13 protein-coding genes and 3 pseudogenes are annotated in these 20004 nt (G+C 42.8%); 12 read left to right on the top strand and 4 right to left on the bottom strand.

What is annotated here, in order from left to right; translation table 11 throughout:
- Positions 1–68: 68 nt before the first annotated feature.
- The 12 genes and pseudogenes from WKT00_RS10820 to WKT00_RS10765 all read left to right on the top strand — a co-directional run.
- Positions 69–5152, top strand: a pseudogene (locus WKT00_RS10820) (LPD25 domain-containing protein); the annotation flags it as partial.
- Complete coding sequence (locus tag WKT00_RS10815; protein WP_001129922.1) at positions 5133–5507, top strand: TnpV protein; 375 nt, start codon at positions 5133–5135, stop codon at positions 5505–5507. The pseudogene WKT00_RS10820 and the gene WKT00_RS10815, both read left to right, overlap by 20 nt.
- A 366-nt stretch (positions 5508–5873) precedes the next feature.
- Positions 5874–7793: a tetracycline resistance ribosomal protection protein Tet(O) gene (gene tet(O) / locus WKT00_RS10810; RefSeq protein ID WP_002596250.1), complete on the top strand. Its 1920-nt coding sequence runs from the start codon at positions 5874–5876 to the stop codon at positions 7791–7793.
- 51 nt (positions 7794–7844) lie between these two features.
- Positions 7845–8018 (top strand): cysteine-rich KTR domain-containing protein, encoded by a 174-nt coding sequence (locus WKT00_RS10805; RefSeq protein WP_008724758.1) that lies wholly within the window; start codon positions 7845–7847, stop codon positions 8016–8018.
- Positions 8019–8508: 490 nt separating this feature from the next.
- Positions 8509–9018 (top strand): sigma-70 family RNA polymerase sigma factor, encoded by a 510-nt coding sequence (locus tag WKT00_RS10800; protein ID WP_002596252.1) that lies wholly within the window; start codon positions 8509–8511, stop codon positions 9016–9018.
- Positions 9019–9113: 95 nt separating this feature from the next.
- Positions 9114–9545, top strand: a complete 432-nt coding sequence (locus tag WKT00_RS10795; RefSeq protein ID WP_002596253.1) for a sigma-70 family RNA polymerase sigma factor — start codon at positions 9114–9116, stop codon at positions 9543–9545.
- Positions 9546–9621: 76 nt separating this feature from the next.
- Positions 9622–10095 carry an RNA polymerase sigma factor gene (locus tag WKT00_RS10790; RefSeq protein ID WP_002596254.1) on the top strand — a complete coding sequence of 158 codons (474 nt, stop codon included), beginning with the start codon at positions 9622–9624 and terminating at the stop codon, positions 10093–10095.
- A gap of 155 nt (positions 10096–10250) precedes the next feature.
- Positions 10251–10439, top strand: a pseudogene (locus WKT00_RS10785) (AAA family ATPase); the annotation flags it as partial.
- 24 nt (positions 10440–10463) lie between these two features.
- Positions 10464–10664: pseudogene (locus WKT00_RS10780) on the top strand (acetyltransferase); the annotation flags it as partial.
- 41 nt (positions 10665–10705) lie between these two features.
- A complete protein-coding gene (locus WKT00_RS10775; protein WP_173752652.1) occupies positions 10706–10858 on the top strand; it encodes a hypothetical protein in 153 nt (50 codons plus the stop codon).
- A 50-nt stretch (positions 10859–10908) separates the two neighbouring features.
- Entirely contained in the window at positions 10909–12858 is a 1950-nt protein-coding gene (locus tag WKT00_RS10770) for a recombinase family protein (RefSeq protein ID WP_340263619.1), read from the top strand.
- Positions 12859–12883: 25 nt separating this feature from the next.
- A complete protein-coding gene (locus tag WKT00_RS10765) occupies positions 12884–13129 on the top strand; it encodes a DUF6061 family protein (protein ID WP_340263617.1) in 246 nt (81 codons plus the stop codon).
- 62 nt (positions 13130–13191) lie between these two features.
- Here WKT00_RS10765 and WKT00_RS10760 read toward each other — a convergent pair whose 3' ends face one another.
- The 4 genes from WKT00_RS10760 to WKT00_RS10745 are packed head-to-tail and all read right to left on the bottom strand — an operon-like array spanning position 13192 to position 19970.
- Complete coding sequence (locus tag WKT00_RS10760; RefSeq protein WP_340263615.1) at positions 13192–14934, bottom strand: UvrD-helicase domain-containing protein; 1743 nt, start codon at positions 14932–14934, stop codon at positions 13192–13194.
- 14 nt (positions 14935–14948) lie between these two features.
- Positions 14949–16937 (bottom strand): ATP-dependent nuclease, encoded by a 1989-nt coding sequence (locus WKT00_RS10755; RefSeq protein ID WP_340263613.1) that lies wholly within the window; start codon positions 16935–16937, stop codon positions 14949–14951.
- Between the two features lie 32 nt (positions 16938–16969).
- The gene (locus WKT00_RS10750; protein ID WP_160265932.1) at positions 16970–18070 is read right to left on the bottom strand and encodes a restriction endonuclease subunit S; all 1101 of its coding nucleotides are present in this window, start codon (positions 18068–18070) and stop codon (positions 16970–16972) included.
- On the bottom strand, positions 18057–19970 hold the full coding sequence (locus tag WKT00_RS10745) for an HsdM family class I SAM-dependent methyltransferase (RefSeq protein ID WP_340263610.1): 1914 nt from the start codon (positions 19968–19970) through the stop codon (positions 18057–18059). Before WKT00_RS10745 ends, WKT00_RS10750 begins: the two co-directional genes overlap by 14 nt.
- Positions 19971–20004: the final 34 nt, after the last annotated feature.

The raw sequence follows: 20004 nt of genomic DNA, 5'->3' as shown, positions 1-20004 counted from the left end.
GAAGCAGGCTTTGCAGATGAAAAGGCAATCGCTTCTATGACAATGGACGATATTCTTTCCGTGCAGGGCATTATGCGGACTATCTGGAACAGGTATCTGCACCGCAGTATGAAATCGACACCCAGAGAAAACTTGCAAGACAACGGTTTATCCAGTCTAAGCAGGCACTTTCCCCTGCTGACAAACGGGACAGCCTTGCCCTGCGTCTGTCTGATTTTATCCGTGATTTGGACGGTTATGAAAAAGAGCTTTTGTCGCAGGTAAATCGTACCGATCTTGCCACTATAAATGACAGGCAGATGGAGGAACAGCTTTCTGATCCTGCAACGGTGCAACAGCTTCTTGATTTTCTGGCTCTGGTACAAGGTAAAACGAGCGACACTTACAGCCGCAGTAATGCGTGGTATTTTTCCAAAGAACTGACGGAGTTGCATCCCATGCACTACCTCTGTCACGAGGGCGATGTGGTGTATCTGGGGGCAGACAAATATGAAGTGCAGTCAGTGACTGAGGATAGGGTGACTTTGCAGAATGTGCAGTTCCCGATTTTGATGCAGGCGTACAATCATACGAAGCTAAGCGAACTTCTGAACAAAAACCCTGCGAATGACCATCTCAAAGTCGTAGTAACCGACAGGCAGAAATCAGAAACACTCACCGAGAAAAAGCCTGACAGCTTAGAATTTTCTATCGGCTTTTCCGAGCATCCCTGCTTTTATGACAAGAAGCTGAATGAACGATTTACCAATCTTAGCTTTGCTCTTGGAAACAGGTTACTTGGTATTTTAGATGAAAAGCAGCACCGAGAACGGGAGGACGAGAGCAAAGCGGTCGGTTGGTATCACAAGACTGATTTTGATATTTCCGCAGTCATTGATGGCGAGGATATGCACTATGACGGGCGTTTTGACATTGGAGATGGCGAGGGCGATTTGATTGCCCATATCAAAAATCATTATGATTATTGCCTGTCACCAAATTGTCCGTTTATCCCAGAGTGGAAAAAGCAGGGCGAGGATGCGTATCGGGAAAAGATGGAAAGTCTGCGGTGGGGGCGTGAGGTGTTCATTCCCTATTTGGAACAGCACGCAGAACTCACCCCAGAGGACGAACAGCTCCTTTCCGAAATCCTGTCTTTTGAGAATGAATGGTTTGTATCCTCCGAGCAGGCATTATTGGAACAGGCAAAGGAAGCGATTGACGCATTCTGCCGCAGAGAATATGAGCAGGAGGAGGGTGCGGATTATACCGATCTGTCCTCTGTTAAAATCGCATTTACGACCACCGAGGATGAAATGCACGAGATACAGGCAGTCGTCAACCTTACCGAGTACCGTATGGAAACCTATATAGATGATGTGCTTGTGGATTGTGTATCGTATGGCAGTCTGGCGTCTTTGGTGCAGGACGGACTTGGGTATCTTGATTTTGACAGCCTTGTATCGGTTACGGAGGAACAGCTTGAGCCTTTTTACAAAGAGGAAGCACCAACTCCCGTAGAAACACAAGACAACCAAGAGCTGATAGGAAAAGAAGTGGTGATGGATAACCGCCGCTATGTGATCGAGCGTATCAGCGAAATCAGCGGTGATGTGTCAATGCGGGATGTGACTTTCCAAAATCAAGCAGGTATCCCGATAAACCGTGTGGAGAAAATCGGTTATGTCCGCAGCCTTTTGGAACAGGAAGTATTACCACCCGAAAAAGAAAATGTAGATGTTCCCGTTCCGTCTGATGACCGTCGAAACTTCTGCATTACGGATGATGCTTTAGGCGTGGGCGGTGCAAAGGAGAAATTCAGAAACAACATCGCAGCGATCCAGATACTTCACGAGCTTGAGATTGAAAACCGCCTTGCAACGCCAGAGGAACAGGAAATTCTCTCAAGGTATGTCGGCTGGGGCGGTTTGTCACAGGCATTTGATGAAAATAATGCGGCGTGGGCAGATGAGTTTGTGGAACTTTATGAGAACCTCTCCCCAGAGGAATATCGTGCGGCAAAGGAATCGACACTTACTGCCTTTTATACTCCGCCCGTGGTAATCAAGGCGATGTATGAGGTGCTTGACCGTCTGGGCTATGAGAAAGGAAATATGTTAGAACCGTCCTGTGGCACAGGAAACTTCTTTGGTCTGCTCCCCGAAAAGATGGCAGGCTCAAAGCTCTATGGCGTGGAGCTTGATGATCTGACTGGCAGGATTGCAAAGCAGCTTTACCAGAAAGCCACCATCGCCGTACAGGGCTTTGAAGATACCAAACTGTCAGACGACCATTTTGATGTGGTGCTTGGCAATGTACCCTTTGGAGATTTTCGGGTCAACGACAGCCGCTATGCACAGCAGAAATTCCTTATCCACGACTATTTCTTTGCAAAAGCCCTTGATAAAGTCAAAGCAGGCGGCGTTGTAATGTTCCTTACCTCAAAAGGCACAATGGATAAGGCAAGTCCCGAAGTACGAAAATATATCGCCCAGAGAGCCGAGCTTTTAGGGGCGATACGGCTTCCAGACAACACCTTCAAAGCCAATGCGGGAACAGAAGTTACAAGTGACATTCTGATCTTAAAAAAGCGTGACCGAGTTATGGAGATAGAGCCAGAGTGGGTACACCTTGACACGGACGAGAATGGTATCACAATGAACCGCTATTTTGTCGAGTATCCAGAGATGGTGCTTGGAACAATGCAGATGGAAAGCACCCGTTTCGGGATGGATACCGTCTGCAAGGCGGATAAGGAACGCCCTCTTGCCGAGCTGTTATCCGAAGCAGTGCAGCGTATTGACGGGGAAATCACAGCACAGGAAAATCAGATTGATGAAATCTCCGATGAACAGGCAGAGAGCATTCCTGCCGACCCTTTGGTACGGAACTTTTCTTATACTTTGGTGGATGGCAAGGTTTACTTCCGAGAAAATGATGTGATGACCCCTGCCAAAGTATCTATGACTGCCGAAAATCGTATCAAGGGATTGGTGGAGATCAGGGACTCTGTCCGCAGGCTCATTGACTACCAGACCAACGATTACCCTGATGAAGTGATACGCAGGGAACAGGAACAGCTTAACCGCTTGGTACGACTTGGATACCGCAGGAGGATATTCAGCAATTTGTGATGGAACTTTTAACCCCGTCACAACACGCAAGAAACAGGATCAAAGTCCGTTATACACCATATAATGGCGATTGGTTTATCGAAAATAAAACTTCCGATTACGGGAATGTCAAGGCGGACAGCACTTACGGTACGAAAAGAGCTTCCGCCTATCGTATTATCGAGGACACGCTGAATCTGAAAGATACCCGTATTTTTGATTATGTGTATGATGAACACGGAAATAAAAAAGCGGTGTTCAATCATAAGGAAACCACAGCGGCACAGGCAAAGCAGGAAGTGATTAAACAGGCGTTTCAGGATTGGATATGGAAAGACCCTGAGCGAAGAAACCGCCTTGTCCGTTACTATAACGACACTTTCAACAGTATCCGCACCCGTGAGTATGATGGAAGTCATATCACTTTTGGCGGGATCAGTCCAGAAATTCAGTTAAGACCGCATCAAGTGAATGCGATTGCCCATATCCTTTATGGAGGGAATACACTGCTTGCCCATAAGGTAGGTGCAGGCAAGACCTTTGAAATGGTCGCTGCCGCACAGGAGAGCAAGCGTCTGGGGCTGTGCAATAAGTCTATGTTTGTTGTGCCAAATCACTTAGTCGGACAATGGGCGTCGGAGTATTTAAGGCTGTATCCCTCTGCCAATATCCTTGTGACGACCAAGCAGGACTTTGAAACAGCGAACCGAAAAAAGTTCTGTTCCCGTATTGCCACAGGCGACTATGATGCAGTCATCATCGGGCATTCGCAGTTTGAAAAAATCCAGATGAGCGTGGAACGACAAAGGGAGCAGCTTCAGAAGCAGCTTAACGATATTGAGCGTGGGATTGAAGATGTGCACAAATCCAATGGCGAACAGTTCACAGTCAAACAGCTCATGAAAACAAGGAAAGCCATTGAAGCAAAGTTAAAAAAACTCAACGATACCAAACGAAAGGATAATGTGATTGATTTTGAGCAGTTAGGCGTTGACAGGCTTTTTATTGACGAGAGCCATTTTTACAAAAACCTCTACCTCTATACCAAGATGCGAAATGTGGGCGGTATCGCCCAGACCGAAGCCCAGAAGTCAAGCGACCTCTTTATGAAATGCCGCTATCTGGACGAGATCACAGGTAACCGTGGCACGATTTTTGCTACGGGAACGCCGATCAGTAACTCAATGGTGGAGATGTACTCCGTGCAGAGATACTTGCAGTATGATACACTTGTAAGGAACGGTTTGCAGCATTTTGACAGTTGGGCGTCCACTTTTGGTGAAACCATCACAGCATTAGAGCTTGCTCCTGAGGGTACGAACTACCGAGCAAAGACAAGGTTTGCGAAATTCTATAACCTGCCAGAGCTGATGCTGATGTTTCGGGAAGTAGCTGATATTCAGACTGCCGATATGTTAAAACTCCCTGTGCCAAAGGTCAATTATCACAATATCAAGACCAAGCCAAGTGAGATACAGACAGAAATGGTAGCTTCTCTTGCTAAACGGGCAGAAAAGATACGGGCAAGGCTTGTTGAGCCTAACATCGACAATATGTTGAAAGTGACCAATGACGGACGAAAACTTGCCCTTGACCAGAGGATGATTGACCCGATGTTGCCCGATGACCCAGAAAGCAAGGTCAACACCTGTATCGACAATGTGCATCGCATTTGGGAGGAACACGCTGACACAAAGGCAGCACAGCTTATATTCTGTGACCTTTCCACGCCGAAGAACGATGGCTCATTTAATGTTTATGATGATATACGGGAGAAGCTGATCCGCCGTGGTGTTCCTGCCGAGCAGATACGCTTTATCCATGAAGCGACTACTGATGTGCAGAAAAAGGAGTTATTTGCGAAAGTCAGAAGCGGCGAGGTGCGTATTTTGTTAGGCTCTACCCAGAAGATGGGGGCAGGTACGAATGTGCAGGACAGGCTTGTGGCACTCCATAATTTAGATTGCCCTTGGCGACCAAGCGATGTAGGACGGATTTTGCGGACATTCAAAATAAAAAAGAATGTGGAGGTAACAGACAATGGCAAAATCATTATTTGAGGAACTGGGCGGCAAATACGAAAGGCAAGGGGATTATTTGATACCGTGCTTAACTGTACCCGCCGAAGAAGAACAGGCAATAGGCATCTGGGGGCAACGGCATTTAGATTATCTAAAACAGTACCGTAAAGTTACATACACCAATCTTCTTACAAGCGGCAGGCTAAACGCCTACCTTGCCGACATCAACAGACAGGCACAGGAACGCTTTGAAAGGCTCATAGAGGGTATGAAACAGGCACAGGGCATAACGGAACAGCTAAAGGCAGAAAACGCCTTAGAATGGACAGGATGCCTCAATAACATAAGGGCTTGTGCGAGGGAGATTGTGGAAAAGGAAATTATTTTTGCATAAACAGATGATTAGTGGCAGGGGGAAATCCTGCCGCTTTTTCTGCTTTAGTTTGTCAGCTTGACAAATAAAGGGTTAAGGAATATAATTAGATTCAGTATTATACAAGGAGTTAATAAATATGCGGCAAGGTATTCTTAAATAAACTGTCAATTTGATAGTGGGAACAAAAAGTAGCAGTCTCGTTTCACTTTTAATATGGGGCTTAGTTTTTTGTACCCAGTTTAAGAATACTTTTATCATGTAATTTTATATGCCCGAAAACATATAAGTGTTTTGGGGCTATTGGAGTTATTTACCCAGTGATAGGAGTATTTATCACTGGGTATTTTTATGCCCTTTTTTGGGTGTTGATAGGAGGAAAATCACATGAAAATAATTAACTTAGGCATTCTGGCTCACGTTGACGCAGGAAAGACAACATTAACGGAAAGTTTATTGTATACCAGTGGTGCAATTGCAGAACTAGGGAGCGTAGATGAAGGCACAACAAGGACAGATACAATGAATTTGGAGCGTCAAAGGGGAATCACTATCCAGACAGCAGTGACATCTTTTCAGTGGGAGGATGTAAAAGTCAACATTATAGATACGCCAGGCCATATGGATTTTTTGGCGGAAGTATACCGTTCTTTATCCGTATTAGACGGAGCAGTATTATTAGTTTCTGCAAAGGATGGCATACAGGCACAGACCCGTATACTGTTTCATGCACTACAGACAATGAAGATTCCGACAATTTTTTTCATCAATAAAATTGACCAAGAGGGGATTGATTTGCCAATGGTATATCGAGAAATGAAAGCAAAGCTTTCTTCGGAAATTATAGTGAAGCAAAAGGTTGGGCAGCATCCCCATATAAATGTAACGGACAATGACGATATGGAACAGTGGGATGCGGTAATTATGGGAAACGATGAACTATTAGAGAAATATATGTCAGGGAAACCGTTTAAAATGTCAGAACTGGAACAGGAAGAAAACAGGAGATTCCAAAACGGAACGTTATTTCCCGTTTATCACGGAAGCGCTAAAAACAATCTGGGGATTCGGCAGCTTATAGAAGTGATTGCCAGTAAATTTTATTCATCAACGCCTGAAGGTCAATCTGAACTATGCGGGCAGGTTTTTAAGATTGAATATTCAGAGAAAAGGCGGCGTTTTGTTTATGTGCGTATATATAGCGGAACATTGCATTTGAGGGATGTTATTAGAATATCTGAAAAAGAGAAAATAAAAATCACAGAGATGTGTGTTCCGACAAACGGTGAATTATATTCATCCGATACAGCCTGCTCTGGTGATATTGTAATTTTACCAAATGATGTTTTGCAGCTAAACAGTATTTTGGGGAACGGAATACTGTTGCCGCAGAGAAAATTTATTGAAAATCCTCTCCCTATGCTCCAAACAACGATTGCAGTAAAGAAATCTGAACAGCGGGAAATATTGCTTGGGGCACTTACAGAAATTTCAGATGGCGACCCTCTTTTAAAATATTATGTGGATACTACAACGCATGAGATTATACTTTCTTTTTTGGGGAAAGTGCAGATGGAAGTCATTTGTGCCATCCTTGAGGAAAAATATCATGTGGAGGCAGAAATAAAAGAGCCTACTGTTATATATATGGAAAGACCGCTTAGAAAAGCAGAATATACCATCCACATAGAAGTCCCGCCAAATCCTTTCTGGGCTTCTGTCGGGTTGTCCATAGAGCCGCTCCCTATTGGAAGCGGAGTGCAGTATGAAAGCAGAGTTTCACTTGGATATTTAAATCAATCGTTCCAAAATGCGGTTATGGAGGGGGTTCTTTATGGCTGCGAGCAGGGGCTGTATGGATGGAAAGTGACAGACTGTAAAATCTGTTTTGAATATGGATTGTATTATAGTCCTGTAAGTACCCCCGCAGACTTTCGGCTGCTTTCCCCTATCGTATTGGAGCAGGCTTTAAAAAAAGCAGGGACAGAACTATTAGAGCCATATCTCCACTTTGAAATTTATGCACCGCAGGAATATCTCTCACGGGCGTATCATGATGCTCCAAGGTATTGTGCAGATATTGTAAGTACTCAGATAAAGAATGACGAGGTCATTCTGAAAGGAGAAATCCCTGCTAGATGTATTCAAGAATACAGGAACGATTTAACTTATTTCACAAATGGGCAGGGAGTCTGCTTGACAGAGTTAAAAGGATACCAGCCAGCTATTGGTAAATTTATTTGCCAACCCCGCCGCCCGAATAGCCGTATAGATAAGGTTCGGCATATGTTCCACAAGTTAGCTTAACAGCTTGCAAAAGTCATATAAAATGAGATTTGAAAGGATTAGAGACTAATTATGATGAAATGCGAATGGATATTGTGTCCTGTTTGTGGGAACAAAACCCGTAATAAAATTAGGAAGGACACTGTTTTGGAGAATTATCCCCTTTATTGTCCAAAATGCAGACAAGAAAGATTGATTAAAGTTGACAACTTGAAGATAACTGTCATCAAAGAGCCAGACGCTTAAGACGCAGAGCCGATGAAATTGTGGAACAATTCACGAATCATCGGCTCTTTTTGTTTCGTATTTGAAAGAACAAACTCACCAAATAAAAAAAACGATATTCGGGTGGGTTATTTTGTTATACCCTAAATTACCCTCTGAATTTGTTTTTAAATTTGGAGGGATTTTTTTATGTCCTTTTTTCGGGCAGTTATCTATCTGCTCATACGAAGCAAAATTTATCAATACATAGCATATCAGAGAACGGCAGGAAACCAGTTAAAAAAATTTCTGCCTATGCAACGGCACTTCCTGCCTTGAATGTAGAAGTACAATCTCCATACAACAGAATTAATATTTCCCATAACCGTAAAGGTCATAGAGCCTTTGCGGTTTTTCTTTTGTCGATTTTTGTTGGAAAGTGCCATAGGGCTATTAGTGGTGTTAGGTGTCGTTCGCCACCTCTCCATCTGGATTTTGAACATTTCAAAAATTCAGATGGGAGGTACTTACAGTGAAATACGCACCGAGAAAGGTATATATCAAGGAAAGCGGCAGATATGTGGAACTGTCCTATACGGATTTCTGCCGCCGCAGGGAATCCGACCAGACCTATATGGACAAGCTGTTTATCCCCATTCAAGGCTGTCTGCTTGAAGTCGTGAGGGAGCAATACACGGACTTCTACCGAGATAAGGAACGGTGGCGTTATCTGAAAAAATTAGATACGAAGAACAGCCTGCTTTCTCTGGATGGATTTACGGACAGCGAGGGGAAGCCTTTAGACTTTATCGCTGATGAAGCGGCAGACATTGCGGAAACCGTTGTCAATGCGGTTATGGTGGACAGGCTGAAAGCCGCCCTGCCTTTGCTGTCGGATAGTGAACAGGAATTGATACAGGCAATCTTTTTTGACGGACTTTCTGAGCGTGAAGTCGGGGCGAGGTTCGGCATAACCCAGAGCGTTGTGAACAAACGCAAAGCCAGAATCCTAAGAAAACTAAGAAAGATAATAGAAAATTAAAATTTAAGGCGTTCAGCCCCCTTGTTTTTTCCTTTGGGAAAATGAGGGGGTTTTTCTCTGCCCTCTCAATCAATTCTGATTGGAGGAAAAGAAGCATGGCATATAACCACGGACGGGAGGACAGGAAATGGCGTATCTGGAAAGAAGCGGAGGAAAAGCTGCTGCGTGAGTGCGGCGTTGATGAAGCGACCATTGAGCAGATACGCATTGCGGACAGGGCAGACTTCAATTCCAACAGGCGGTTTTACCGATGGACGAATGACATTGCGGAATACCTTGAGGACATGGCAGACAGGGAGCGGCAGACGGAAGTGGGTACGGTTGCGGAGTTACTGGACGAGATTGAGAGCGAAAATCTCTATCAAGTATTAGTCGCGGTGGACGGGCGTACCTTGAAAATCGTCCTGCTGAAAATGCAGGGGTATTCCACAAAGGAGATTGCCCCGCTCGTGCATTTGACGACTGGTGCCATCTATGCGAGGTTAGACCATCTGCGGAAGAAGCTACGAAAATTTTATAGCGTCTAAAACAGCCTGCCGTCCTGCGGGCTACTGGGTGAGGGATGGAAATCCCCTCACTTATTTTTTGCAGGAGGCAAGCGGGATGGCATACAGAGTTAAGGCGTACACGCTTCGGGAGGAATCCACGGAAAGCGGCACAAGGTATTTTATCAGCTTTAAGGACGGGCAGGGCAAATCCCACGAGTTGGAAGTGTCGGAACAGTTCTTTATGGAGTTTCGGCAGATGGAACGCAGGAACAGGAATCTCCTCCAATGGGACGAGCGGCACAGGGAGTTTTCGGAAGTATGGGACGAAACGCTGAACAGGCGGGCGTTGAAGCTGCCTAAGAGCATAGAGGAACAAATGATTGAGGCAGAACGGGCAGAACTGCTCTGTAAGGCGGTTGACGGACTGCCAGAGATACAAAGGCGGCGTTTCCTGCTCTACTACGAGTATGAGTTCAATTTTTACCAAATCGCCGCTATGGAGCATTGCACCGCTTCGGCAATACAGAAATCTGTTGCGATTGCAAAGGAGAAAGTAAAGGCGGAAATGAGGAAGTATCTCCAACCGTGACCGACACCGCCCGAAAAAGAAATCTGTTTTTTATTTGTGTGGGATTGGCGGCATTACATACTCTCACTTTTTCTTCGTGGGAGTAAATCTATTTTTAAGGAGGTCAACGCCTATGTGCAACGAAAACAAAAACACCGCCCGAAAGGAGGAAAGCCATGCAGAAGTTACAGACAGTCAACGCCGAAACGCTCCTTTATGAACCGCTTGAGAAGCCGTCCTTTGTGGTGGACAGCCTTATCCCCACAGGCTTGTCGCTGTTCTGCGGCTCACAGAAGATAGGAAAGAGCTGGCTCATGCTGAAGCTATGTTTATGCGTGTCGCAGGGACTTCCCTTGTGGGATATGTGGTAAACAGTTTATTTAAAAAATGTGATTACAAATCCCAATATAAAAATCGGGGATTACACGATGTACAATGACTTTGTTAATGATCCAAAGGGGTTTGAACAGAATAATGTATTGTATCATTATCCAATAAATCACGATAAGTTGATTATCGGAAAATTTTGTTCTATTGCTTGTGGTGCAAAGTTTTTATTTAATAGTGCAAATCATTCCATGTCATCTATAATTTAAGACATACAGCCGCTTTATTTTGCGGAGGTAGCGAGATGGAAAATGTTAAAGAGTCCACAAATGTAAAGCAACAGCACGAAAGTAATGTTAATGAGGCAGAAAACTTCGATACTTTTATGAAAGCTATGGTGCAGGTTGTCGAGAAGTATGGAAGGTTTGTTTTGCAGGAACTGGATTGTGTTGCGTAAGTTTACGCAACCTTACATATCACATTTTCCAAAATATCGGAGGTGGTAAAATGAACAGAGAAGGGAAAAAATGTGTTCTGTATCCGAGAGTAAGTACCGAGATGCAGGTTGATGGATATAGTTTGGAAGGACAGAAAAACAGTTTAAAACGGTTTGCAGACCGTGAAGAAATGGAGATTGTCGGCATTTATGAGGATGCAGGAAAGTCTGGAAAGTCAATCGAGGGGCGACCTGCATTTAAGAAAATGCTTGCCGATATAAAAAACGGATTGGAGATAGAGTATATTCTGGTTTATAAACTTTCTCGTTTTGGAAGAAATGCTGCTGACATCTTAAATTCATTAGAATTTGTGCAGTCTTATGGCATCAATCTTATTTGTATAGAGGAAGGGATTGACTCATCCCAGACAAGTGGAAAGCTTTTAATCTCTGTTCTGTCAGCGGTTGCGGAGATTGAGAGAGAAAATATTATTGAGCAGACGATGAACGGACGCAGGGAAAAAGCAAGGCAGGGCGGTTGGAACGGCGGTTTTGCACCATATGGATATTACCTGAAAGATAATCAGCTTTTAATAGAGGAAACCGAAGCTGAAGCAATCAGAATTATTTTTGATAAGTTCGGAAATTCAGATATAGGACTTGGCGGAGTTGCTAAATATCTCAACCTGCAAGGTATAAAGAAAATTCCTCGCCAGAACGGAAAATTAGAAACATGGAGCAGCCATTTAATACGGCAGATATTAGACAACCCTGTTTACTGCGGAAAGATTGCTTATGGTAGAAGAACAAGGGAAAAGGTCAAGGGAACAAAAAACGAATATAAACAGGTTCATACTGACGATTATATTTTAGAGGACGGACAGCATGAGGGAATTGTCAGCGAGGAACTCTGGCAGAAAGTTCATGCAAAGCGGAAAGCAACAGGAATTAAGCAACCGTCAAAGGTTGGTAAAGATAGGGCACATCTTCTGACTGGTGTTTTGAAATGTCCCATTTGCGGCAGTTCAATGTACACGAATAAACACGCATGGACAAATAAGGATGGCACATATAAGGAAGTTTACTATTATATATGTGGGAGAAATAAGCAGGAGCGAGGTCATCATTGCGATTATAAGGCATCCCTGCGGAAAACCGATATTGAGCCACTTGTGGTCGAAGCCGTAAAAGAATTGGTCAGCGATGCTTATTTTGCCAAAGAGATTGAAAAGCGGATAGGCGTTCAGACAGACACCAGTACAGTGGACAAGGAACTTGCCAATTATGAAAATAAGCTGAAAGAAGTGGACTTGAACAAGGCTCGTCTGGAAAATGAGATTGACAATCTTCCTGCTGATGCCAGATACCGTGAAAGAAAGATCCATGATATGACATTAAGATTGGATGCTCTGTATGATACAATGGTGGAGTTAGAGGAACGCATTGAGGACGCAAAATTAAGAAAAAGTTCCATTGAGATGGAAGCAATCACTTTGGACAATGTTTACAAAATTATGCAGAATTTTGGAAAGCTCTATGCTATAATGAGTGACGAGGAAAAGAAAAGCCTCATCACATATCTCATTAAAGAAATTCAGATATACCCGAATGGGGAATCAGAAATGCCGTTAAAGTCGATAGAGTTTAACTTTCCGATTTATATTGATGGCAAGGAGGTAAGGCGAGTTTTGTGGGAATCTAGTAATACCGTTGAAACGGTTGTCTTGCTTTCCAAGGGTGAAGTCGACTCAAAAAAGATTCGGGTTGAGTTCTCTTTGGAAGATATGGATATGTCGGAGTTCCAAGATGGAGCTACCTATCCGCAGATCAAGGAGTATGTTTTGGAACATACCGGGTTAAAGGTGTCCAACCTCTATATCTCGCAGATTAAACGGAAATGCGGGATTGAGGTAGGCAAAAATTATAACCTGCCAAAATCCGAAGATTCCAGACAGCCCCAGTGTCCGCCGGAAAAAGAGAAAGCAATCCGGGAAGCATTCAAATATTATGGGATGATCTAAATATCCCACAAAATGGAGGTTTCTTATGGATAGATTGATTTCTTGTGAGTTTAATATGGATACCGCTTGTGTGGAATTGAAATTTTTTGATGGCAGCATGATTGCCATTGATACGATTGCGGTGGAGAACGAGGTTGCCGACAATATGTATCAGCGTTCGGAGTTGGACTGGCTGATCTACAATAAGCCGTTGGAATATGCACAGCTTGTACTTGGTGGTAATTTGGAACAGTATATACATGGAACGTCGGAACATCAATTGATTGATTAAACTATATAAACATAACACAGTCCACTGGTTCAGATGATCAGTGGACTGTGTTTCATTGTTGCTTAATGAGTCATTTCCATAAATTGCTGATAAGTAAGAATATTGTCTTCACCTACCAAGGTTTTCAAAAAAGCTTTGAATGCGGCATCCATTGGCACAGTAATAAAAAAGAACAGCCGCTTCTTGGGTCTTGAGCAACAAACATAGAAAAGATTCCGGTTTCGTTCATACGATGCTTCTTTGCCTTTAGGAATAGTAGCATGACCCGTTATCATGGGTGCATAGGTTTCAAATTGGTACTGATTCCATCCCTTGCTGATAACAAAAACAACATTGTCGTATTCTTCGCCTTTTACGCCATGTTCCGTTGAAAATTGTGCGTCTGGATATAGAAAATCCCTAACAGCAATAAATTGTGCATAATCCAGCTGTAAAAACTGTTGAATTGTAGCTTCTGATGCATACATTGTTTCTGGAGCATCCTTATAAAGTCGGTACCATCCATCCACTTTAGGCGGAATGGGTATCAGTTGACTATGAATGATTATCTCCAAAACATCTATAACTTTTTGGGTGCGAACTTCTGTTAGCTGGTTATACAGCGTTTTCCATTTGGTTTTTTCAGATTTCTTTGTAATTGGATATCGCTTGATTCCGAGCGTGTCAAAAAGCAACTGGGTGTTCGAAGTATCAAGCGCATGATATATCGGTTCTATCGTATCAGCAAAGAAAATAAGAAAAGGATCTTCCTTGTTGCGCAACCCATCATCCAGTATATCCAAAAGTTGCTCGTAACCTTGTTGGGAAGCAAGAACTTTGTGCGTAATCATCAGAACTTTAAGATTCTCGTCAGGGGGTGTATTCTGTTCAATTTTTGCTCTGATAGTATTCAGTCTTGTCCTCAACTCGGCCGCAGGCAATTCATTTTTGAAATTGCGTTCTGTGCGACGAATTCCTGAATAATCATCACATGTAATCACTAAAACTTCACCGTCAAATCCATCAATGGCTGATTTTTGCGGCAACTCAGGGCGGATATCATTTAAAAGCTGAACAATCCTTGGCGCAGATCGGAAATTCGATCCCTTCTTTATTACCTCGATTTTTTCGTGTTCAATTTCTCCACAGGCTTTGTTTGACTGATAGATGGTTTGCCAGGCATCGCCGAAAAAGCCGAACTGAGGTCCAACACCTTTTGCTATAAAAAACTCAATAAAGCGATCAATAATCGGTTTATAGGAGTCTTGGTATTCATCAATCAGAATCAAAGGGTATTTATCCGCAAATACCCGGCGAAATTTAGCGTTATCAAGAAGCAGGCAGAAGAGCTTTAGAACGTCGTCATGATAAAGGTACTGAATTCCATTTTCCTTGTAACGATGTCCCAAAGTATATGCAACTTCGGTGACTTGATTAAAATCACCTTCGTCTGGCAGATAATCAGGATTTGTTGTGACAGCATCAATCAAGACGCTTTGATATTGTTTGATGGCATTCCATGCAAAAGAGTGGATTGTGGAAGGAATAATAAACGAATCTTTTGCAAGCCGTTCTGCAATGACATCTACTGCTGCATTTGTATAGGTGATACAGACTACATTCTGTTTTTTTCGGCTGTAATCAGACCATTTATGTTCCTGTATCCACTCAATAGCTCGATTCAGAGAGTAAGTCTTGCCAGAACCCGCACCGGCTTCAACACGGAAACTGTGTCCAGACTTAAGTGTTTCGATAATCTGTGCATCAATCTTATCAGCTTCAGCTTTTGCAAGATCGTAATTTGCACCAATATACTTTCCACCCATGAACCGGCACCTCCTTACTCAAGAACTCTTTGGTTATTCAACCATTTTAAGCCGGACTTTATGTAGTCAGGAACACAATAATCGGAGCATTCGTAAATAAGATCGAGGGCGAAATCTGTTTTGCTTTTGCCCTTAAACTCGAGGTCTTCTTCACTTATGCTGTCACCTAAATCATAGTGCGTTCGGTTGACATTACGAATTGCTTCCTCTAACGAGTGCCCACACAATCCGCTTTCGGCTGTTTGAAATTCGATGTGACATTTACTTCTGGTCTTGTCATCCGTAGTCATCGATGTAATTTCTGTGAGGTCGATTTTTGATGTATCGCTCTCTGGAAGACCCTTATTCCTACGAACCCACCATTTTATTGTTTCGTTAGATGTAGTTTCCCCTTGGCTAACAACAACGGACTTTTTTACTACCTTCCCATTTTTGCCTACACGTTCTGCTACAGAATCCAAGTCGGTAAGGATCAGGCATGGAACTCCTAAAAATTCAATAAACGGAATGAATTTATGTGCATAGGCTCCACCAATCTCAATTAAGGCATAATACTGCGCAGATAAAGGATATTTACAGTGAGCAAACTCTCCAGACTTTTCGCATTTCTCAATCATGTCGGGCAATAGCAGCCGTTCGGAGGCTCCCTCAACAAAAATGGCTTTATCTGCAAAGAACAAATCACATTTAGTCAAAGTTAAATACTTCCGGATAAAATCTACATTATCGGGGTTGGCCTGAGCGAAGGTGTTCAAATTCTTGTAAATCACACCGGCGGTAGACTTTTGTGCATACCGAACTTTTGCAAACTCCATAGTATTAGCTATATGAGCGGAATGCGAGGTCAGAAAAGTTTGTATTTTGACAGTGGATAGATTGCTAAGAAACTTTTCCAAATATGCCGCAAAAGCGGTCTGCATTTGTGGATGCATATGTGATTCTGGCTCCTCAATAAAGAGCAACGGAACACACGCAACACCACGTTTCTTAATATCCTTGGCAAATGCAGCAAGAAGGAACTCCATTTTGATCAGATTTTTATAACCAAGGCCATTGTGGGAACTCGGCAAACTTTCGTTTGCTGTGCCGGATATATAAGATAGCTTGGTCTGATTCTTGATCTGATCGTCGATGCTGAGCTGCGTTGTAACCCCAAGCTTTAATTCCTCTATGTTGGGATAACCAAAGCCAATAGAATTGTTCACAACAGAACTTAGAATTTCATCACTCTGCTTTTGAACATCGTTATTGGCTTTTTCCACTATTGAGCGTAACCGTTTTATTTCTTCGGCAACATCTGGATCCAGTTCTGCTTCGCTCGTATCAAAGAATCCGGATATTAACGATCCAAGAGAACTTTTATGTGTGTCATCTTCACCAAGAACTCGTTCAGCAGGAATTGCATGGAATGGGAACAGATCATGTAATTCCTTGTGGCTTTTTACCTGTTTGTCGTCCGGGTTATTTGGGTTGATGGCATATACGGTTAGTCCAAACAATTTGCCGAAATTATCGGCAAGCACTTTATGAGCATCTTCGCTTGGTGAAAAGGCATCATCCTTATAATAACTGCTTTCCAAGAGTGTCCACAAGGTTTTCTCGTCGGTTTTTAGGCGATACTCCGCACGGATTAGAGCAGTTGTTGTGTCCACATCCACATCAATGATAAATGGCGACAAAGCACCTAAGTTATCATCCGGATCGTCCAAAGAATAATCCACTAAGAACTCTATGGAAATAATCTCGATCTGCTTACAAAGATCTTCATAAGAGAGCTTTTTCTCCATAAATAGAGCAATTTTAGTATAGAAATCTTCTCGCCTTAATAGTGGATAGTCATCGAAACATAAGACTTCTCCATCCAGGACATTTCTAATGCACGAAAAACAGGATGTTTTAGCGGTGTTGTTTCTGCCAACAATTAAGGTTGTCTTAGGATCGACTTCCAACTCGGCATTAATAAGCAATCTATAGTTTTTAACTGTAATTTTTGTTAATTGCATATATGCCTCCATTTTTTTCTGTAGTAATGCGGTTAATCGTTTGCAACTACAGGAGAAGTTTTTTCTTTTGAATCCAGATACGCCAAATACTGTTTATACTTCCTGAGCATTAGATTTTTGGTGTACTGCTCCATATATTTATAATCAGGAGTACCATCGTCTGTAACCGGAAGCATGATTCTGGTATTTGCCATGCGTTCTGCGTTGAATTTGTACAGATAGCCAAACTTGCTTTTCTGTTGTAGAATAGCTACTTTCATGAACAACAACACAAACTCATTATCTTCATGGTGCTTCAAGTGAAATCTTTTGACATCATCGGAGAAAATGCACTCATACGGGTGGTAAAAGCCGATAACCATACCGTTTCCGTTGTAATTTACGCCGAGCACATTCTTGTCCAAGGATATATTCGTATCATTTACAAAGCGTGCAACGCCGTTGCTATTATCCAATGCCCCAATGAAAGGCCGATTGCCGGGTGTTGAATTCGCTGCCACAAGTCTTTTGCCAGGGAAAATATCAAAAACATCAGAAATCAAGAAGGCGTCCCAATCCTTTTGGCATGGTTTAGGAATTTCATTGTGTTCACTTAATTCAATGACTCGTTTTCGTGCATATTTTTGATACTTTGTCAGCAATATCGCTCTTTTTTGCTGAGTATATTGTGACATATAGTCATAATCAGGTTTCCCGTCAGTATTTATAGGTAACATTGTCTGGGTACTTAGTAGTCGACGACCAGTCCAACTGTGTCCGTGCGAGAAAATCGCTTTGTTTGAACTGAGACACTTGGCAATAAAAACACCACTATTTTCTGAAAGTTCAGCGTTATAACCACTTGATGTTTTACCATTCATACCGATGAAATCCATAGGTATGTAATGTGCTAACCCAGCAGCACCATCGCCTAACTGAACAAAAACGATAGCATTTCCGTTGGAAATCCATTCGGGGTGCTCCTTTGCACTGCACATAGAAGCAAAACCATTATTTGTTTTTGCAGCTGCTATATATGGAACATCATCACCTTTGATAAGCTGTCCAGTTGTTTTCCCTTTGGTGGCTTTGATTTCATCAAAAAGACTTTCAACATTGAATGCGGCCCAATTTTTTTCGTCAATCTTTTTCATGGTTATCATTGCCTCCAAATAAATATTCTCTGTTTTGCATAACCATAGAAAATTCAAAAGTCAAATAATCTCCAATAGCCTTCTCAAAATCAGCATCCGTTGGTATTTCATCATTGAAATAGAAGAAGGAATGCAACCACTCATCCTCGGCTTTCACCATAGATTCTACACAGAATTTTGAAGGAGCTTCAACACGACCATTCCAAACATCAAGCAAATGTTGACGCTTATCCTTAGCCGAATCCCCTTCAACAAGTCCAACATGTGCATGTACTTCATATCCATCATCTCGAAAATCAATGAATTTGCAAAGTTTGCCACTAGGATGCGGCTCATGAGCTGTGAATACAGCAATAACAGGGTTGGTTCCAACCCCATAGAAAGTATCAGTATTGCAGGTGATGACGCCTTCCAGAGTATGGTGTTTCAAAATATTTTCCTTAAAAGCCTGTTCATCTTTGGTCTTGCCAGTCATAGATGACTGTGGAACAATTACCGCAGCCCTTGCACCTTCGGCCAAAGAATCGAGCAAGTGCTCAACAAAAGATAATTCATACTGCGAAGGATCAGCTTTGGTCCCCTGGGAATAGGGCGGATTCATCATACCAACTGTTGCGCCTTTGAGCTGTACCTGAGCAGGATTCTGTCGGAGAAAATCTTCACATTTGATGTTACTGTTACCATCTTCACGGAGAATCATATTGGTGGCAGCAATAGCAAACATATTGCTCTGAAGTTCAAAACCGTGCAGTTGCTTCTTCTTTATATTTTTCCGTTTGTTCTGGTCAGTACCTGCCTTTTCAAGCATATGGTGCATGGCTGCAACGAGGAAACCGGCGGTGCCGCAGCAGGGGTCAAGAACAATGTCTGTAGCCTGAATGTCCAGAAGGTCACAGAATAGATCACAGATATGGCGAGGCGTCAGGACGATACCGAGTGTCTGCCCATCACCGCCGGAATAACGCATAAATTCGCCATAGAATCTTCCAATGAAATCTTCACTGGAGCTGCGATACTTTATATTGTCAAAAACATTCTTCTTCAAGAATTCAGTGTAAAATTTCAGCGGAGTTTTGCCTAGTTTGGTATCAATTTCATTTAAGCGAGCACTTGTGCGGATGATAGAAAATTCGCTCATCAGCTTGTCACGCTTCGCATCAGGGCCGACATTAGATGCTTTCAGACGGCGCTTTATAGCATCGTAAATCAGCTGCCCATCCGTGGTTGTTTCATCGCCAAGCAAATCGTTGGGTTTGAAGAACTTATCGTCCAGTGCCAGAAGAATGCCAGAAACCACCAAAGGCTTGTCCTGATCCTTTAGAGAACCGTAGGTACGCAGATATTCGTGCAGTTCAGCTGCATCCTTCAGGATTTCCTCAGTAGTTTTTTCAACGTCAGTCTTTTCAGCCAAGACATAACGAGTGTAGTATTCCTCAATATTAGCAGCTGTGAAGGATGTAAAAGATTCAATATCAGGGAGTTGCTTATATCCTTCTCTGTCATCTACATACAGTGGAGTGATTTTATGGTGCTTTTCATCGCCGGAAACGCCGATTGCAAAAATTTTGTGGAAGCTGCTATTCTGAGCAATGTGTTTTGCATAGAAGTACGCTCCGTTTACAGCATAGTCAGCAATATCCTTCTGATCAGCAGATATAATTCCAGTATCGGTCAGCTTCTGGTGTTTAGCCAGATCGGCTTTATCTTCAATAACGATGACAAAATCTTTCACGACCGCAACATACTCAGGGTATCCGGCGTTACCGGTACCACGCTTCGATGCGCTCTGTAAAGCATCGTTGATTTCTTTAACATCGCTGCCTTGTGCATCATATTTAATTTTTGAGTCGTCGAGCTGACGAGCAACCCACAAATCAGTTTTTATTTCTTTTTTAGCCATGACCTATATTCCTTTCAAGCTATAATGTCTGTGT

Source organism: Dorea sp. ICN-14282 (genome assembly GCF_037890115.1).
Taxonomy (GTDB): Bacteria; Bacillota; Clostridia; order Lachnospirales; family Lachnospiraceae; genus Dorea_B; species Dorea_B phocaeensis.
Note: the sequence above shows the minus strand (reverse complement) of the source record. Positions and strands in the feature narration are given on the sequence as shown.